Source organism: Polaribacter sp. Hel_I_88 (assembly GCF_000687935.1).
In the GTDB taxonomy this organism is placed as follows: Bacteria; Bacteroidota; Bacteroidia; order Flavobacteriales; family Flavobacteriaceae; genus Polaribacter.
In genome coordinates this window covers 1166252-1183552 of sequence record NZ_JHZZ01000001.1, presented here as the reverse complement: position 1 = coordinate 1183552, position 17301 = coordinate 1166252, and the positions used below count along the sequence as shown (strand labels likewise).

Here is a 17301-nt window from a genome sequence, read left to right as displayed (position 1 = left end):
TATTAAGATTAACAACAATTACACATTTACACAATAAACAATTACACAATATTATGGCTCAATTTACAAGATTAGAAGTAGCACAAGTAATGAAAGATACAGGAATGGTTCCTTTGTTTTTTCATAAAGATATAGAAGTAAGTAAAAAAGTATTAAAAGCATGTTATGATGGTGGAGCTCGTTTAATGGAGTTTACTGCTAGAGGAGATTTCGCTCACGAAGTTTTTGGCGAATTAACAAAATATGCAATTGCTGAATTACCAGGAATGGTAATGGGTGTAGGTTCTGTAACAGATGGAGCAGCTGCTTCTTTATACATGGCTTTAGGGGCAAATTTTATTGTAACTCCAGTTTTAAGAGAAGATATTGCCATAGCTTGTAACCGTAAAAAAGTATTATGGTCTCCAGGTTGTGGAACATTAACAGAAATTGCTAGAGCAGAAGAATTAGGTTGCGAAATCGTAAAGTTATTTCCTGGTGATATTTATGGTCCTCAATTTGTAAAAGGGATTAAAGGTCCACAACCTTGGACTTCGATTATGCCAACAGGAGGTGTATCACCAACCAAAGAGAATTTAGAAGGCTGGTTTAATGCAGGTGTAACTTGTGTTGGAATGGGCTCAAAATTAATGTCTAAAACTGCAGATGGTAGTTTTGACTATGCTAAAATAGAAAGTACAACTAGAGAAGCTTTAAATATTATTAAAAATTTAAGGAGCTAGTTTAAGTTGAATTACTTTAAAACGAGGAAAACTCTAGCTGAAAAGTTAGAGTTTTTTTATTAATTCCTTCCATTTCTAAAGTGGTTGGAAAATTAATACACAAATACAGCAAATCAGGATTGCATGGAAAAAAATTAAGAACAAATTGAAGGATTTCTCATTGTAAAGCACAGAAGTTGTGCAAAGTATTATTGATAACAGATTGTAATAATTAAGAAATCAAAACCATAAAATCTAACAATTTTGCAGCTAATTTTGCTGTGGAGTTGTCAATATCAAAATCTGGGTTTAATTCTGCTATATCACAAGAAATTATTTTTTTACTTTGGAATAGAAAAGTGAGTACTTGGTATACGAAATTTGGAGAATAACCCAGTGAAGAAGGAGCACTTACTCCTGAAGCAAAAGCAGAAGAAAATCCATCTAAATCTATAGTGATGTATACATAATCTACTTTTTCAATAAATGAATTTAACTTATTTTTTAAGTCGATATTAAAAGTTTCACATTCAAAATTAGAAACAAAAGAAACATTATTTTTTGCTGCAATTTCAAATAATTCTTTCGTGTTTGATTGTTGTTGAATTCCAATTGCAAAATAACTTGCATTTTTATTTTCTGATAAAATTTGATTGAAAGGTGTTCCTGAATTTGGCTGATTTTCAACCTTTCTCAAATCAAAATGAGCATCAAAATTTATAATTCCGATGTTGTTTTTTGTTGAATTTTTTAAGGCATCTTTAATTCCGTTAAAGTTTGCGTAAGCAATATCATGCCCTCCACCAATGGCAATTGGTAAAACTTTATTTGTAATTAATTTAGAGATCATTTTTGAAAGTGCAGTTTGACAGTTTTCTAAATTTTCATCAACACAAACAATATCACCAAAATCAACAATATTTTTGTTTTCAAAATGAATGGGAAGTTTTCCTAATTGATTTCGTAAACTTCTAGGGCCTTTTCTAGCGCCAATTCTACCTTGATTTCTTTGTACGCCTTCATCACAAACGTAGCCAATGATGCCAATATCAATTTCTAAATTTTCTATAGAATTAACTTTAATGTTTTCGTGCCAATATTGATCTTCATTTTTAGAATTTCTTCCAGAATAATCATCTTTATTTCCAGCTTTATAATCAACATTTAAACCTTTAAAAAAATCCATAGTTTTATTTTTTGATTTCTTTTCCTTTCAGAAACACTTTTTCTATACAATGATTTCCAAAAGAATAAGGAATAAAATGATAAGAATTAATTTCTTTGGTTACTATTAAATTTGCCAATTTTCCTTTAGTAATAGAACCCACTTTATCTTGTAAATTCATAGCATAAGCACCATTAATAGTTGCTGCATTTATAGCTTCTTCTGGAGTCATTTTCATTTTAATGCAAGCACTTGAAACTACAAAATTCATATTTCCAGAAGGTGTAGAACCTGGATTGTAATCAGTTGCCAAAGCTAATGGCAAACCTTCATCAATTATTTTTCTTGCAGGCGTGTATGGTATTCCTAAAAAATATGAACAACTTGGCAAAGCAACTGGCATTATTTTGGTGTTTTTTAAGGCTTCAAAATCTTCTTCTCGCATTTCTTCTAAATGATCTACAGAAAGCACCTTATTTTCTACACCAACTTGAATGCCTCCAATAGAATTAAATTGATTTACGTGAATTTTACCAACCAAACCAACTTCTTTTCCTGCTTTTAAAATTTTGTTGGTATCATCCACAGAAAAATACCCAGTTTCACAAAAAATATCTATAAAATCTGCTAAGTTTTCCTTTTTGATTGTTGGCAGAATATCATCAATCAACATTTGTAGATAACCACTTTTGTTATATTTAAATTCGGAAGGAACTGCATGTGCACCTAAAAAAGTTGCTTTTATTTCTATGGGATAATTTTCTTTGAGTTTTTTAATAACTCGCAGCATTTTTAGTTCTGCATCTTTTGTTAAACCATAACCTGATTTAATTTCTACAGCACCAGTTCCTAAATGTATAATTTCTTCTAAACGAACTTTACTTTGGTTATATAATTCATCTTCTGAAGTTGCTTGTAATTTTTTAGCTGAATTTAAAATTCCACCACCATTATTTGCAATTTCTTGGTAAGAAATACCTTTAATTCTATCTACAAATTCGCTTTCCCTATTTCCTGCAAAAACCAGATGTGTGTGAGAATCGCACCAAGAAGGTAAAACCATTTTACCTGTAACATCAATTGTTTTATCAAAATTTTCTTTTGGACAATTTTCCATTTTTCCAAAGTCTGAAATGGTTTCATTTTCAACAATTAAAAAAGCATTTTTTATGGTTGGTAAAATGCTCATTGCCGCACCAGAAAGAAATGTTATTTTTTCTTCTCTAACCTGAATTAATTCTTTGATATTTTTAAAAAGGGTTCTCATTAAAACAAGTCTTTTAAAAGGTTTTCTTCTACTAAGTTAGGTAAAGTTACTTTTAAGTTGGGAGTTCTTTTCATTTCTCTTTTAATAGCAAAAATAGCTTCATCATTTCTTGCCCAACTTCTTCTTGCAATTCCGTTATTCACATCATAAAAAAGCATGTTTTCTATATTTTTAGTAGCTTTTTTAGAGCCATCTAAAAACATTCCAAAACCTCCATTAATAACTTCTCCCCAACCAACACCACCACCATTGTGAATGGAAACCCAAGTTGCGCCTCTAAAACTATCGCCAATTACGTTATGAATTGCCATGTCTGCAGTAAACTTACTACCATCATAAATGTTAGAAGTTTCTCTAAAAGGAGAATCTGTGCCACTTACATCATGATGATCTCTGCCCAAAATTACTGGGTCAATTTTACCTTTTTTAATGGCTTTATTAAATGCTTTCGCAATTTTAATACGTCCTTCTGAATCTGCATATAAAATTCTTGCTTTAGAACCCACCACCATTTTGTTTGATTTTGCGTTTTTGATCCAAGTGATATTATCTTGCATTTGCAATTTAATTTCATTGGGCGATTTTTTCATCAACTTTTTCAAAACTTTGGCTGCAATTTCATCAGTTTTGTCTAAATCTTTTTGTTTTCCAGAAGCGCAAACCCATCTAAAAGGACCAAAACCATAATCGAAACACATAGGGCCTAAAATATCTTGCACATAAGAAGGGTATTTAAAGTCGATATTATTTTCAGCCATCACATCTGCTCCAGCTCTTGAAGATTCTAATAAAAATGCATTTCCATAATCAAAAAAATACGTTCCTTTTTTAGTGTGATTATTGATGGATTTTGCATGTCTTCTTAAAGATTCTTGAACTTTTTCTTTAAATAATTCAGGGTTTTCTTTGATTAAAATATTAGATTCTTCATAAGATATATCTGCAGGATAATAACCACCAGTCCAAGGAATGTGAAGTGAAGTTTGGTCTGAACCAATGTGGATAAATATATTTTCTTCATCAAATTTTTCCCAAACATCAATTACATTTCCTATAAAAGCTATGGAAACAACTTCGTTATTTTTTTGAGCTTCTACAGTTCTTTCAACTAAAACATTGATATCATCAATTAAAACATCTACCCAACCTTGTTCGTGTCTTTTTGTGGCAGCTTTTGGATTTACTTCTGCGCAAATAGTTATACAACCAGCAATATTTCCTGCTTTTGGTTGTGCACCACTCATGCCTCCTAAACCTGCTGTTAAAAATATTTTCCCATTCGGATTTTCATCTTTTTTCAAGATTTTTCGAAATGCGTTCATCACTGTAATTGTGGTTCCATGCACAATTCCTTGAGGCCCAATATACATAAATGAACCAGCTGTCATTTGTCCATATTGAGAAACGCCTAAAGCATTCATTTTTTCCCAATCATTTGGTTTTGAGTAATTTGGAATTGTCATTCCATTAGTAACCACAACTCTTGGCGCATTTTTAGAGGATGGAAATAAGCCCATTGGATGACCAGAATACAAATGCAAAGTTTGCTTTTCTGTCATTATTGCTAAATATTGCATCACTAAAAGATATTGTGCCCAATTCTGAAAAACGGCTCCATTTCCTCCATAAGTGATCAATTCTTCTGGATGTTGAGCAACATCTGGATTTAAATTATTTTGAATCATTAACATAATTCCTGCTGCTTGTGTTGTTTTTGCAGGATAATCTTGAATATTTCTTGCATAAATTTTATAAGCTGGTTTAAATCTATACATGTAAATTCTGCCAAATTCTTTTAATTCGTTCGTAAATTCTATAGCTAGTTCTTTATGCCATGTTTTAGGGAAATATCGCAACGCATTTTTTAATGCTAGTTTTTTTTCATCTACTGATAAAATATCTTTCCTTTTTGGAGCACTGTTTGCATCTTTTGGATAGCTTTTTTTTGCTGGTAATTTATCTGGAATTCCTTGTAAGATTTGTTCTTTAAATGTCATGTCTAATTTTACTTTACAATAAATTTTTTAGTTTTTACCAATTGAATCATGTTGTTAATATCAACTTTTAACAATCTATCTTCTTCCAATTTATCAACTTTTACTCTTATTATTTTATGATTTTTTTCAATAATTTTAGAAAATGTATTTGGTCTTCTAAATTCTAAAGCTTGGGCAGCATATAGCAACTCAATGGCTAGTATTTTTTCTAAATTTCCTAAAATTTCATTGAATTGTCTCCCAGAAATACTTCCCATAGAAACATGATCTTCTTGTCCTAAAGAAGTTGGAATGCTATCTGCAGAAGGAGGAAAACACAAAGATTTATTCTCTGTAACCAAAGCTGCAGTTGTATATTGTGGAATCATAAAACCTGAATTTAAGCCACCACTTTTGGTAAGTAATCTTGGTAAACCATATTTGCCTTCCAGCAACAAATAACAACGTCTATCAGCAATATTACCTAATTCTGCTGCAGCAATAGAGCAATAATCTAAAGCCATTGCCAAAGGTTGTCCATGAAAATTACCACCAGAAATTGCTTCAGTTTCACTTAAAACTATTGGATTGTCTGTCACAGAATTCATTTCTATTTCTGCCAATTCTAATAAATGATTAAATGCATTTCTAGAGGCACCATGAACTTGTGGAATGCAACGCATAGAATATGGATCTTGTACACGCTCACAATCTAAATGCGATGTTACGTTCTGAGAATCTTTAAATAACATTCGCATTCTTTCAGCCACTTTTAAACTTCCTTTAAAAGGTCTTATTTTGTGTAGTTCTTCTCTAAAAGGAGATTCACTTCCTTTGTAACCTTCAATACTCATAGCTCCAGAAATATCTGCTAAATCTAATAAATACTCCATTTTTAGTAAGCCAGTAATGGTATGTGCTAAAATAAATTGCGTTCCATTTATCAACCCTAAACCTTCTTTTGCTTTTAACTCTAAAGGTTTTAAATGATGATTTTCTAACACTTTTTTAGCAGGAATAATTTGGTTCTCAATCCAAAAATCACCCTCTCCAATTAAAGGTAAAAATAAATGAGAAAGTGGAGCTAAATCTCCAGAAGCACCAACAGAGCCTTGTTTTGGTACAGTTGGCAATAAATCGTTTTCTATGAAGTAAATGATACGTTCTATCAATTCTAATCGTACACCAGAAAAACCTTGGCAAAGTGCATGAACTTTGCAAATCATCATAATTTTAGATAATTTACTATCAATATTTTCTCCAACACCAACTGCATGTGTAATTAATAAGTTTTTTTGAAGTAGATTAGTTTCTTTTGCAGAAACCTGCACATCACATAAAGGACCAAAACCTGTATTGATTCCGTAAACGGCTTTGTTGTTTTTAGTAATCATTTCTACTTTCTTTCTACAAGAAATTATTTTTTCTTTAGCTTCATCATTAATAATAGCTTGTAAATTTCCATTTGCAATGTCATTTACTTTTTGAAGTGTAAGTTGCTCTATTCCGTATTTAAATGTCATTTTCTGTTGAATTGTATAAGTACAAATTTATCATTACTTTTAATGCTTTATAATACCATTTTATATCTATATTGATAATTATGAAGCATCAAATAGAATTACGTCATCTAAAATATTTTTTAGCAGTTGCAGAGGAATTACATTTTAGAAAAGCAGCCGAAAAATTATTTATTTCTCAACCAGGTTTAAGTAGACAAATTAAACAGATGGAAGATGAATTGGGGGTCACTTTATTTGAAAGACATAACAGAAGAGTTGTTTTAACAAAGGTTGGTGAATATTTAAAAGAAGAATTTACAAATCAATTAAACACACTATCTCACACTTTAGAGAATGCAAAATTGTTTGAAACTGGAAAAAAGGGAGCTTTAAAAATTGGGTATGTGGGTTCTGCTATGCAAGATGTAATTCCGAATTTGTTATTAAAATTTGAAAAAAATAATTCAGATATACTATTCAATTTAAAAGAAATAGATAATCAAAAACAAATTAAAGATTTGCTTTCTTTTGATTTAGATATCGGTTTTGTGCGTTTGGAAAGAGTGCCAAGAAATTTAGAAATAAAGTCAATTTTAAAAGAGAATTTCTGTCTGGTTCTTCCAAAAAATCATAAAACTAATCAAGAAAATTATAAAAATTTAGGGGAATTTAAAAATGAATCTTTTATACTCTTTGATGCAAAATATAGTGCTTCTTATTACGAAAAAGTGATGCAAATTTTTGATGATTGTGGTTTTACACCTTTAGTTTCTCATAACACTATTCACTCTAGTTCTATTTTTAAATTAGTTGAAAACGGTTTTGGAGTTTCAATAGTTCCCAAATCTTTAGCAAAAAAAAGAGGTTACAAAATTAAATTTATAGAGTTAGATAAAATTCAGCAGAAAACAACACTTTCCGTAATTTGGAATCAGAAAAATGGAAATCCTATTTTAAATGATGTGTTGAGATTGCTTTAATAGAAGTTGAATCCTTTTAGAGGTAAAAAAACCTATTAATCAATTGATTAATAGGTTTTTAGTACTCAAGGTGGGAATCGAACCCACACTCCCGAAAGAACTGGATTTTGAATCCAGCGCGTCTACCAATTCCGCCACTTGAGCTGCAATAGTGTTAGAAAAAATTTTTAATTTTCAATAGATTTAAAAATCAACTTAAGTCCTAAACTTTTGAGAATGCAAACTTACTAAATATTTTTAATTTTAAAGTCAAAAAATAAATTTCACACGCAATAAATAATTTCTACTTTTGTAGTCAAAACAACAACACAACAAAAAAACAAACAAATGTCTGAAAATCAACTTACACCAAAGTTATTTGCGTGTAGACAAAGTACAGTTTTAGCAGAAAAAATTGCCAAAGAATACAACACAACATTAGGTAAAGTAGATACAACCTATTTTAGCGATGGCGAATTTCAGCCAGCTTTTGAAGAATCTGTAAGAGGAAGACGTGTTTTTATTATTGGATCTACATTCCCAAATGCAGACAATTTAATGGAAATGTTATTAATGTTAGATGCTGCAAAAAGAGCATCTGCAAGACATATTACTGCAGTTATGCCTTATTTTGGTTGGGCAAGACAAGACAGGAAAGACAAACCTAGAGTTGCTATTGGTGCAAAATTAGTTGCAAAACTTTTAGAAGCAGCAGGTGCAACTAGAATTATGACCATGGATTTACATGCAGATCAAATTCAAGGATTTTTTGAAAAACCAGTAGATCACTTATTCGCATCAACTATATTTTTACCTTATATAAAAAGCTTAAATTTAGAAAACTTAACAATTGCATCTCCAGATATGGGAGGTTCTAAAAGAGCGTATGCGTATTCAAAACATTTAATGTCTGATGTTGTAATTTGTTACAAACAAAGAATAAAAGCCAACATAATTGCTAATATGGAATTAATTGGAGATGTTGAAGGTAAAAATGTTGTTTTGGTAGATGACATGATTGATACTGGAGGAACATTAGCACACGCAGCCAATTTAATGATGGAAAGAGGGGCTTTAAGTGTACGTGCAATTTGTACACATCCCATACTTTCTGGAGGCGCTTATGAGAAAATTGAAAACTCTGCATTAACAGAGTTAATTGTTTCAGATACAATTCCTTTAAAGAAGGAGACTTCTAAAATAAAAGTTGTATCTTGCGCGCCCTTATTCGCTGATGTTATGCACAAAGTTCAAGATAACACCTCAATAAGTGGACAATTTTTAATGTAAACTTCATCTCTATCTTTATAAAATAAGAAGAATGGAAAAATTAATTTAAATTAAGTATAAAGTAATGAAATCAATTACAATTAAAGGATCAAAAAGAGAAAGCGTGGGCAAGGTAGCTACCAAAGCCTTACGTAATGCTGGTATGGTTCCTTGCGTTATTTACGGAGGAGAAACACCAATACACTTTTCAGCAGAAGAAAAAGCGTTTAAAAACTTGGTATATACTCCAAATGTATATACTGCAAGTCTTAATGTTGATGGACAAAAAATAAGCGCGGTTTTACAAGATATTCAGTTTCACCCAGTAAAAGATACTATCTTACATGTAGATTTTTATCAATTATTTGATGATAAAGAAATTACAATGAATATTCCTGTAAAATTAGTTGGTACTTCTCCAGGAGTATTAAATGGTGGTTCTTTACGTTTTACAAACCGTAAATTAAAAGTAAAAGCATTACCAGCTAACTTACCAGATTTTGTAAGTGCAGACATTTCTAAATTAAAAATTGGTCATAAATTAGTGATCAAATCTTTAATTAATGAAGATTATACATTTATGCATCCAGAGAATACAGTAGTTGTGCAAGTAAGAACTTCACGTAATGCAACTGCAGTAGAAGATGATGAAGATGAAGATGTAGAAGCTACTGAAGAAGGAGCAACTGCAACTGAATAGTTAGTCTTAAAAATAGATATATTAAAAGCGTTACATTTTTGTAACGCTTTTTTTTACCCTTAAATTTTATAAGTAAAAGTTTATCAAACTTTTTAATTTTAAGCAATAGAATTTAATTTGTTTGCAATAATGCTTCGATGCAAAATCAAATATTGAATAAGAAACATTGTTTATTTCTTCTTATTTTTGGGCGATGAATTTGAAAAACTTTTTCTCTAATATATTTGATGTAAAAGTTGATACAAAAGAAGATGAAATGAAGAAATATTTAATAGTTGGTTTAGGAAATATTGGCGAAAAATATACCAATACACGTCATAATATTGGTTTTAAAATTCTTGATGAAACTGCAGAAGAACACAAGGTTAGTTTTACAACAGAAACATTAGGAGATGTAGCTAGTTTTCGTTTTAAGGGAAGAACGTTTATCCTTCTAAAACCAAATACTTATATGAATTTAAGTGGCAAAGCTGTAAAGTTTTGGTTGAACAAAGAAAATATTGCTATCGAAAATTTATTGGTAGTTACAGATGATTTAAATATCGATTTTGGAACAATTAGAATTAAAGCAAAAGGTTCTGATGGTGGTCATAATGGGTTAAAAGATATTCAAGATAAATTAGCGACTAACAAATACCCAAGATTTCGTTTTGGAGTTGGCGCAAATTACTCAAAAGGGCGTCAAGTAGATTATGTTTTAGGCGAATGGAACAAGGAGGAAACTAGTTTGCTAATTGAGCGTTTACCAACATCAGCAAAAATAATTACTTCTTTTGGTACTGCAGGTTTAAGCAATACCATGAACGAATTTAATGGTAAATAATAAATTAAATTTTAACCATAAAAAAAGCTGTCTAATTAAGACAGCTTCATATTTTAAACTGAATAATATTACTTTATAAAACTAAAACTAGTTTTGGTAGCATTATTTAAAGATCCATTAGAAATTTCAATTTCTTGAACTAAACTTAACGTATTTGAATTTAGAAGCACAATATTGTAAGTACCTGAAAGGAATTCATCTTCTATAGAAGTTGAATCTATAAAAGTAATAGTGTTCTCTAAAGAATTTATTGTAAAATTTCCTAAGACTTCAACATCAACTATAGTTGAGCCTGTTACTTGAGCACTTCCATTAGGTGTTGTAACAAAATCAAATGTGTATTGTCCTGAAGCAGAATAGGTTCCGTTTTCATTGATAATAATATCTAAATTGTAAATATCGCCAACGCTAGTCGTTGAAGATAGGTTAACAGTAGCACCTGAAGAAGAGGTTGCAGATTCATCGATTGTTTGATTAAAAGCGCCCATTTGATAAGTGCCTTGTAAATTAGCATTTGTTATCAACAAGCGATCATCACTATTATCATCTCCACAACTTACTAAAATTGCAGAAATACATAAACATATAATAAAATTTATTTTTTTCATCAGTACAAAATTTTGGTAAATATAGTTTTATTAAAACTTTTAGAACGTTACTGTTTTACTAAAAATTAATTATCCTTTGCAAACCATTCAGCAAAGCTTGTATCTGTTTCTTGTAGTTTTATAGAATGCAGTTTGATGTTTTTTGGTAATCTTTTCTTTATTTTTTCAGCAAAGTCAATTACCATCATTTCACTTGTTGGCTGGTAATCTACCAATAAAACATCATGTCCTCTATCCATTAATTCTTTTGCCAATTCTACATGAGGTGTGTTTTTATTAAAAACGGTTGCATGATCAAAAACATCTACAATTTCTTCATTTACAATTTTTTTTAAATCACTAAAATCGATCACCATACCAAACTTTACATTTGTATTATCATTAATTGGCTTTCCAGAAACAGTAACAGAAAGTTTGTAAGAATGTCCGTGCACATTTTTACATTTTCCATCATAACCATATAAGGCATGTCCTGTTTCAAAATTAAATTGTTTTGTAATTCTAATTGTACTCATATTTTTTTATTGATGATGTAATTTAAAAATGTTTCGATTTAAAGAAAATCAAAATCACTCAAAACGATTTTTTTTATGCTGATGTTATTTACGTCTGTTACCTCTAGATTTATTGTAAAAATATACAATTACTAAGCCTATAGCTAAAACTGCAAATAAATAATCTCCTCCCATTTTTTATATTTTTTATTTTTCTAAAAAATTCTGTAAAACATCTGCAATTTTTCGATTATCAGACAATTGTGGAATTTTATTTTGCCCACCAAATTTTCCAATCGATTTCATATATTCATGAAAACCACCCTTTTTTACTTTTCTAACAATTAAAGGTCGTAAAACTTTACCCGTAATTAAATCTAAATAATAAATATTTTGGGCTTGCATAGCAATATCAATTTTGGTTGCAAATTCTTCTAAATTTTCTGGCTCGTTTGTAAACTCAATAAACCATTCATGGTAAGGCAAACCATTTTCTGGGTTTACTTGAGGAGCTACTGTAAACTCACTAATATTGATGTTAGTTCCAGAAATTGAATCGTTTAAAGCTTTCTCTACTTCTTTACCAATAACATGTTCGCCAAAGGCAGAGATAAAGTGTTTTATACGTCCTGTAACTTTAATTCTGTATGGTTTTGTTGATGTAAATTCTACAGTATCGCCAATATTATAACCCCAAAGACCAGCAGTTGTATTTAAAATGATGACATAATTAACGCCAATTTTTACGTCTTTTAAAGAAATTCTTGTTGGGTTTTCATCAAAAAACTCAGTTGCAGGAATAAATTCATAGAAAATTCCAGAATCTAACTGCAACAACATTCCTTTTTCGGTTTGCGAATCTTGGTAGGCAATAAAACCTTCAGATGCTGGATATAATTCTATGTAATCAATTTTTTTACCAATTAAACTTTCGAACTTATTTTTATAAGGTTCAAAATTTACACCACCATAAATAAAGAAATTAAAATTTGGGAAGGTTTCAGAAATCGGCTTTCCTGTTTTTTCAATCAGTTTCTCAAAATACATTTGCACCCAAGAAGGAATTCCGCTAATAACAGACAAATCTTCATTTACAGTTTCTTCAACTATGGCATTTACTTTGGTGTCCCAATCTTCAATACAGTTGGTTTCCCAACTTGGCAATCTGTTTTTTAATAAATATTGAGGTACATAATGAGCTACAATTCCACTTAATCTACCCAATTTAACCCCATTTTTATCTTGTAAAACTGGGCTTCCTTGTAAAAAAATCATTTTACCATCAACAAAACTTGCATCATTTTTTTCTGCGATATAAAACAACAAAGCATTTCTTGCTGCTTTAATATGTGTTGGCATCGATTCTTTGGTGATTGGTATGTATTTTGCGCCAGATGTTGTACCCGAAGTTTTTGCAAAGTACAATGGTTTTCCTGGCCACAAAATATCTTCCTCACCAGCAACCATTCTATCAACATAAGGTCGTAAACCTTCGTAATCAGTAACTTTTACACGTTGTTTAAAATCAGTATACGTAACAATATTTTTAAAATCATGATCTTTACCAAAGGCAGTGTTTTTTGCTTTTGATATTAAATTTTTAAAAACCTTGTCTTGTGTTTTATGAGGGTTATTTGCCCATTTATAAACACTTCTTGTGGCGAATTTAGCAAACGGAATTGCAAAAAAGGATTTTATACTCATTATTTAAAATCAATCAAATTTGTTGGATTTACTGCATAACCATCACTCCAAAGTTCAAAATGTAAATGAGGTCCTGTAGAGAGTTCTCCTGTAGAACCTACACTTGCAATAACTTCGCCAGATTTTACAAAATCTCCTTGTTGTTTTAGTAAGTTTCCATTGTGTTTATACACAGAAATATAGTTGTAAGCGTGTTTTAAAATAATTACATACCCAGTTTCTGTGGTCCAGCCAGAAAAAATTACGCTACCATCAGCAGTGGCTTTTACTGGCGAATTTTTTTTGGCAACAATATCTACAGCCAAATGTTTTGTTTTTGAGTCGTAATCTTGCGAAATTGTACCATTTAAAGGTGCAAAAAATACAATTTTTACATTGCTTGTGGCATTATTTTGAATGGGAAAACGATCTTGACTTTCAATTTTTTCTCTAAAAATAGAATCTTCCCTACTTGCATTTAGTAAACTATCTTTAATAATTACTTTTTCAGCTTCAATTTCTACAGAGTCTAAAATGTTAGGCTTTATTTCGCCAGTTAATATTGGTCTTAAAGCAATGGTATAATCATGTAAAATATCTAGTTTTCTTTTTAAAGAATCTGTTTGGAAAGCTAGTTTTGTGGCTTTTATTTTTAATTCGGTAGATGAATATCCAGGAATATATTCTTTAACAGGTGTAAAAGTGATGATAAATGTGGTTACCAAAATCAATAAAAAAGACAAAACACCACCCAACACAAATACATTTAAAAGTGATAGTTTCAAAGAGAAACGTTCCTCAAAAGTGTCTTCGTTTAAAACGACTAATCTGTATTTATCAGTTAGTTTTTGTTTAAGTTTTCCTTTTTTTTTGCTTTGTTTTTTCAAAAAAAATTATGTTTGAAATTGTTATTTATATAAGAACGTAAAAATAGCGAAACTATTTTTTATAAAAATTCATTTCGTCTATATATTGCCAAACTTCTTTGGTTAACATCGGTTTTACGTTCTTTTGTTGCTGTATTCCTTTTCTAATCATGGTTGATGAAATTTCCATGATTGGTGCATCAACTTTATGAATTTTTGGGTGATTTTTAAATCGATGTTCAACTTCTCCATCAGCAATTCTAGGATACACATAAATATGATGATGTTCTAAAATAACCTCATAATTTTTCCATTTATGGAAGTTTTTCAGGTTGTCTTCACCCATAATCAAACAAAATTCTTTGTCAGGATATTTGTCTGCAATATGTGCTAACGTAAAAACGGTATAATTTGGCTGAGGTAATTTAAACTCAATATCCGAAGGTTTAATCTTCATATATTCTTCAGTTGCTCTATAAACCAACTCAAAACGATGGTGATTATCCAACAAAGATTTTTTCTTTTTAAAAGGATTATGAGGTGTTACGACCATCCAAATTTCGTCCAAATCAGAGTTTTCAACCATATAATTGGCAATAATTAAATGACCAATATGAATGGGATTAAAAGTGCCAAAGTATAAACCTATTTTGCTCATAAATTATAGTTTAAAGTTTAAAGCAGGGAGTTTGAAGGAGCAAGTTTGTCAACATCCAGCTTCATACTTCCAGCTTCTAACTTATTTTTCCAATCCCAAAAAATCACTCATCAAATCTTCAGCTTCTTTTAAAGCATCTATTAAATCGTAATTTTTTATAATTTTATCAAATTGAGGAGCTGTTGCTAATTCTACAGAAGCTTTTGCAATTCGCATATTAATTTTTTCTTCGCTTTCTGTTTTACGTTTTTTAAGTCGAATTTTTAGCTCATCTACGCTTGGTGGTTTCACAAAAACGGACAATGTTTCGTTCGGATATTTCCTTTTTATTCGTAAGCCACCAACTACATCAATATCAAAAATAACATGTTTTTTTTGTGCCCAAATTCTTTCTACTTCGCTTTTTAAAGTGCCATAAAAGTTATCTCTGTACACTTCTTCCCACTCCAAAAAATCATCAGCTTTAATATGATTTTTAAAGTCTTTTAAAGAGATAAAATAATAATCTACACCATCTTTTTCAAAACCTCTTGGTTCTCTAGAAGTTGCTGATATTGAGAATTCTAAATTAAATTTTTCTTGTTGTAATAAATGGCGAACAATTGTGGTTTTACCAGAACCAGAAGGTGCTGAAAACACAAATAATTTTCCTTTAAAGTCTGACATATATTTTAGTATTTGTCATGCTGATTTTGATTCAGCATCTTGTAATTAGAATTTAAATAGTTGCAAGATTTTTGAAACCTTGCAGTAAGTTTTACTGTAATTTCATAAAATAAAAAGTTGAAATAAATTCAGCTTGTTTAAAGCACATTTAAAATTTGCTCTTTAATTTGTTCTAACTCGTTTTTCATTTGAATTACTGCTTTTTGCATAGGTGCAAAATTTGCTTTAGAACCTGTTGTGTTGATTTCTCTTCCCATTTCTTGGACAATAAATCCTAATTTTTTACCATTAGAATCCTCTGTTTGTAAAGTTTCTATGAAATAATTTAAATGATTTTCCAAACGAACTTTCTCCTCATTAATATCTAATTTTTCTAGATAATAAATCAATTCTTGTTCAAATCTATTTTGATCTGTATCCACTTTTAAATCGTCGATAGCTTTTTGCAAACGTGTTTTTACGTTTTCAACTCTATCAGCATCAAAACTTTTAACTTCTTCTAAATAGTGTCTAATGTTGGTAATTCTTTCTCTAAAATCAATTTCTAAAGAAGCAGCTTCATCCACTCTATATTGTATAATGTTTTTGAGTGCTTCATCAATATGTTTATCTATAATACTCCACTCATTTTCATCTAATTCTTCACGTGCAGTTGTTAGAGCATCAGGCATAGAAATTGCCATTCTTAAAAGCGAAACATCATCTGTTCTTCCTGTTTGAACAACATTTCTTAACTGCTGCATGTATTGTTTTACAACGCCAGTGTTTACAGTTGTAGACGTTTCATCAGCAGTCATTTCAACAAAAATAGAAAAATCTACTTTTCCTCTTACTAAAGACTTTGCCAATTTTTTACGCACATCTAATTCTTTCTCTTTGTAATAAGAAGGAATTCGAACGTTTAAATCTAAATTTTTACTGTTTAAAGATTTTATTTCTATGGTTACCTTTTTGGTTGGCAATTGCAACACAGATTTTCCATAACCAGTCATAGATTGAATCATATAAATTCATTTTTTAAATGAAATGCAAAGATACTTTTTATTTGGTAGATTTATCAACCTGTTTTGTAACCAAATAAACACCAAAAAATATAAAAATAGTTGCAATAATTTTTATGATATTCAAAGAATCGCTTCCAACAATTAGCGCATAAATTGTGGCAATTACAGGTTGCAAATAAATAAAAACACTTACAGTTGTAGGTTTTAATTTCGATAAGCCATACAAATTAAAAAGATAGGTAATACAAGTTGTAAAAATAACGACAAAACCTATGTTCCAATAAATATTTGTAGGCATTTCTTGCCAAGAAATTTGGGAAAATTCATGAAATCCAAAAGGAAATACCAAAATTAGTCCGAACAAATAAAACCATTTTATAAACGTAATTGGATGGTATTTTTTAACTAAATCTTTGGCTAAAACCAAATACAAACCGTAAGAAGCTGCGTTTATAAAAACCAAAAAGTTACCAAAATTACTATTAGTAGCTGTCGAATTGTTAGAACTACCATACGTAATTAGTAAAATAGTACCAATTAAGCCAATGAAAACACCTAAAATTCGCTGTTTTCCAATCGTTTTTTTAATGATGATACTCGAAAATATCAGCACCATAATTGGTGACATCACCATCATTACAGAGGCACTAATAGGTGTAGTTAAACTTAAACCTTTAAAGAAAGTTAGCATATTTAAGGCAACACCAAAAATTGAAGCAATAAAAATTTTGCTGTAATCACCTTTTTCTATTTTTTCTGATTTAACAAATAAACTTACCAACCAAAAAATAATAGTAGCTCCTAAAACTCGAATCAATATAAAACCGAAAGGCTTTACATACGTTGGCATCACTTCTTTTGCAATGGTGTAATTTAATCCGTAAATAAGTGTGGCTATAGAAACTGCAATTAAGGCAAGTACTCTTTTGTTCATTATAAACTACTAAAAAAATTAGTTTG

General features: G+C 30.1%; 17 protein-coding genes and 1 tRNA gene. 5 read left to right on the top strand and 13 right to left on the bottom strand.

The window, feature by feature from the left end; translation table 11 throughout:
- The first annotated feature begins 53 nt into the window (after nt 1-53).
- The gene (locus tag P161_RS0105295; RefSeq protein ID WP_026776006.1) at nt 54-722 is read left to right on the top strand and encodes a bifunctional 4-hydroxy-2-oxoglutarate aldolase/2-dehydro-3-deoxy-phosphogluconate aldolase; all 669 of its coding nucleotides are present in this window, start codon (nt 54-56) and stop codon (nt 720-722) included.
- Nucleotides 723-933: 211 nt separating this feature from the next.
- On the opposite strand, the gene hutG is transcribed toward P161_RS0105295, so the two are convergent.
- From hutG to hutH, 4 genes are read right to left on the bottom strand one after another with little or no spacing between them, the layout of a single operon-like run.
- On the bottom strand, nt 934-1887 hold the full coding sequence (hutG, locus tag P161_RS0105290; RefSeq protein ID WP_026776005.1) for a formimidoylglutamase: 954 nt from the start codon (nt 1885-1887) through the stop codon (nt 934-936).
- Between the two features lie 4 nt (nt 1888-1891).
- Nucleotides 1892-3133: an imidazolonepropionase gene (hutI, locus tag P161_RS0105285; RefSeq protein WP_026776004.1), complete on the bottom strand. Its 1242-nt coding sequence runs from the start codon at nt 3131-3133 to the stop codon at nt 1892-1894.
- Nucleotides 3133-5130, bottom strand: coding sequence for a urocanate hydratase (locus P161_RS0105280; RefSeq protein ID WP_026776003.1), 1998 nt, complete (start codon nt 5128-5130; stop codon nt 3133-3135). The genes hutI and P161_RS0105280 overlap by 1 nt, the downstream gene beginning before the upstream one ends.
- Nucleotides 5131-5138: 8 nt before the next feature.
- Nucleotides 5139-6632, bottom strand: a complete 1494-nt coding sequence (gene hutH / locus P161_RS0105275; RefSeq protein ID WP_026776002.1) for a histidine ammonia-lyase — start codon at nt 6630-6632, stop codon at nt 5139-5141.
- Nucleotides 6633-6712: 80 nt separating this feature from the next.
- Here hutH and P161_RS0105270 point away from each other — a divergent pair, with 80 nt between their 5' ends.
- On the top strand, nt 6713-7591 hold the full coding sequence (locus tag P161_RS0105270) for a LysR family transcriptional regulator (RefSeq protein ID WP_026776001.1): 879 nt from the start codon (nt 6713-6715) through the stop codon (nt 7589-7591).
- Between the two features lie 62 nt (nt 7592-7653).
- On the opposite strand, the gene P161_RS0105265 is transcribed toward P161_RS0105270, so the two are convergent.
- Nucleotides 7654-7735 (bottom strand) — tRNA-Leu (locus P161_RS0105265).
- Nucleotides 7736-7918: 183 nt separating this feature from the next.
- Here P161_RS0105265 and P161_RS0105260 point away from each other — a divergent pair.
- From P161_RS0105260 to pth, 3 genes are all read left to right on the top strand, one after another.
- On the top strand, nt 7919-8860 hold the full coding sequence (locus P161_RS0105260) for a ribose-phosphate pyrophosphokinase (protein WP_026776000.1): 942 nt from the start codon (nt 7919-7921) through the stop codon (nt 8858-8860).
- Between the two features lie 64 nt (nt 8861-8924).
- Nucleotides 8925-9539 carry a 50S ribosomal protein L25/general stress protein Ctc gene (locus tag P161_RS0105255; RefSeq protein WP_026775999.1) on the top strand — a complete coding sequence of 205 codons (615 nt, stop codon included), beginning with the start codon at nt 8925-8927 and terminating at the stop codon, nt 9537-9539.
- 193 nt (nt 9540-9732) lie between these two features.
- A complete protein-coding gene (gene pth / locus P161_RS0105250) occupies nt 9733-10362 on the top strand; it encodes an aminoacyl-tRNA hydrolase (RefSeq protein ID WP_051605670.1) in 630 nt (209 codons plus the stop codon).
- Nucleotides 10363-10430: 68 nt separating this feature from the next.
- Here the strand turns inward: pth and P161_RS0105245 are convergent, their stop codons facing one another.
- The 8 genes from P161_RS0105245 to P161_RS0105205 all read right to left on the bottom strand — a co-directional run bounded on the left by P161_RS0105245 (nt 10431) and on the right by P161_RS0105205 (nt 17275).
- Entirely contained in the window at nt 10431-10970 is a 540-nt protein-coding gene (locus P161_RS0105245; protein WP_026775997.1) for a hypothetical protein, read from the bottom strand.
- Between the two features lie 65 nt (nt 10971-11035).
- A complete protein-coding gene (locus tag P161_RS0105240; RefSeq protein WP_026775996.1) occupies nt 11036-11485 on the bottom strand; it encodes a 6-carboxytetrahydropterin synthase in 450 nt (149 codons plus the stop codon).
- 186 nt (nt 11486-11671) lie between these two features.
- Nucleotides 11672-13168 (bottom strand): GH3 auxin-responsive promoter family protein, encoded by a 1497-nt coding sequence (locus P161_RS0105230; RefSeq protein WP_026775995.1) that lies wholly within the window; start codon nt 13166-13168, stop codon nt 11672-11674.
- A complete protein-coding gene (locus P161_RS0105225; protein WP_026775994.1) occupies nt 13168-14034 on the bottom strand; it encodes a M23 family metallopeptidase in 867 nt (288 codons plus the stop codon). The genes P161_RS0105230 and P161_RS0105225 overlap by 1 nt, the downstream gene beginning before the upstream one ends.
- Before the next feature lie 52 nt (nt 14035-14086).
- Complete coding sequence (gene nadD, locus P161_RS0105220) at nt 14087-14671, bottom strand: nicotinate (nicotinamide) nucleotide adenylyltransferase (protein ID WP_026775993.1); 585 nt, start codon at nt 14669-14671, stop codon at nt 14087-14089.
- Between the two features lie 81 nt (nt 14672-14752).
- A complete protein-coding gene (gene gmk, locus P161_RS0105215; protein WP_026775992.1) occupies nt 14753-15337 on the bottom strand; it encodes a guanylate kinase in 585 nt (194 codons plus the stop codon).
- A gap of 137 nt (nt 15338-15474) precedes the next feature.
- On the bottom strand, nt 15475-16341 hold the full coding sequence (locus P161_RS0105210) for a YicC/YloC family endoribonuclease (protein ID WP_231494703.1): 867 nt from the start codon (nt 16339-16341) through the stop codon (nt 15475-15477).
- Nucleotides 16342-16378: 37 nt separating this feature from the next.
- On the bottom strand, nt 16379-17275 hold the full coding sequence (locus P161_RS0105205) for a DMT family transporter (RefSeq protein WP_026775990.1): 897 nt from the start codon (nt 17273-17275) through the stop codon (nt 16379-16381).
- Between the last annotated feature and the right edge of the window lie 26 nt (nt 17276-17301).

What these genes read in the sequence shown, in the direction of transcription:
- P161_RS0105295 (WP_026776006.1), top strand. Translation starts at nt 54, where the DNA reads ATGGCTCAATTTACAAGATTAGAAGTAGCACAAGTAATGAAAGATACA.
- hutG (WP_026776005.1), bottom strand. Translation starts at nt 1,887, where the DNA reads ATGGATTTTTTTAAAGGTTTAAATGTTGATTATAAAGCTGGAAATAAA.
- hutI (WP_026776004.1), bottom strand. Translation starts at nt 3,133, where the DNA reads ATGAGAACCCTTTTTAAAAATATCAAAGAATTAATTCAGGTTAGAGAA.
- P161_RS0105280 (WP_026776003.1), bottom strand. Translation starts at nt 5,130, where the DNA reads ATGACATTTAAAGAACAAATCTTACAAGGAATTCCAGATAAATTACCA.
- hutH (WP_026776002.1), bottom strand. Translation starts at nt 6,632, where the DNA reads ATGACATTTAAATACGGAATAGAGCAACTTACACTTCAAAAAGTAAAT.
- P161_RS0105270 (WP_026776001.1), top strand. Translation starts at nt 6,713, where the DNA reads ATGAAGCATCAAATAGAATTACGTCATCTAAAATATTTTTTAGCAGTT.
- P161_RS0105260 (WP_026776000.1), top strand. Translation starts at nt 7,919, where the DNA reads ATGTCTGAAAATCAACTTACACCAAAGTTATTTGCGTGTAGACAAAGT.
- P161_RS0105255 (WP_026775999.1), top strand. Translation starts at nt 8,925, where the DNA reads ATGAAATCAATTACAATTAAAGGATCAAAAAGAGAAAGCGTGGGCAAG.
- pth (WP_051605670.1), top strand. Translation starts at nt 9,733, where the DNA reads ATGAATTTGAAAAACTTTTTCTCTAATATATTTGATGTAAAAGTTGAT.
- P161_RS0105245 (WP_026775997.1), bottom strand. Translation starts at nt 10,970, where the DNA reads ATGAAAAAAATAAATTTTATTATATGTTTATGTATTTCTGCAATTTTA.
- P161_RS0105240 (WP_026775996.1), bottom strand. Translation starts at nt 11,485, where the DNA reads ATGAGTACAATTAGAATTACAAAACAATTTAATTTTGAAACAGGACAT.
- P161_RS0105230 (WP_026775995.1), bottom strand. Translation starts at nt 13,168, where the DNA reads ATGAGTATAAAATCCTTTTTTGCAATTCCGTTTGCTAAATTCGCCACA.
- nadD (WP_026775993.1), bottom strand. Translation starts at nt 14,671, where the DNA reads ATGAGCAAAATAGGTTTATACTTTGGCACTTTTAATCCCATTCATATT.
- gmk (WP_026775992.1), bottom strand. Translation starts at nt 15,337, where the DNA reads ATGTCAGACTTTAAAGGAAAATTATTTGTGTTTTCAGCACCTTCTGGT.
- P161_RS0105210 (WP_231494703.1), bottom strand. Translation starts at nt 16,341, where the DNA reads ATGATTCAATCTATGACTGGTTATGGAAAATCTGTGTTGCAATTGCCA.
- P161_RS0105205 (WP_026775990.1), bottom strand. Translation starts at nt 17,275, where the DNA reads ATGAACAAAAGAGTACTTGCCTTAATTGCAGTTTCTATAGCCACACTT.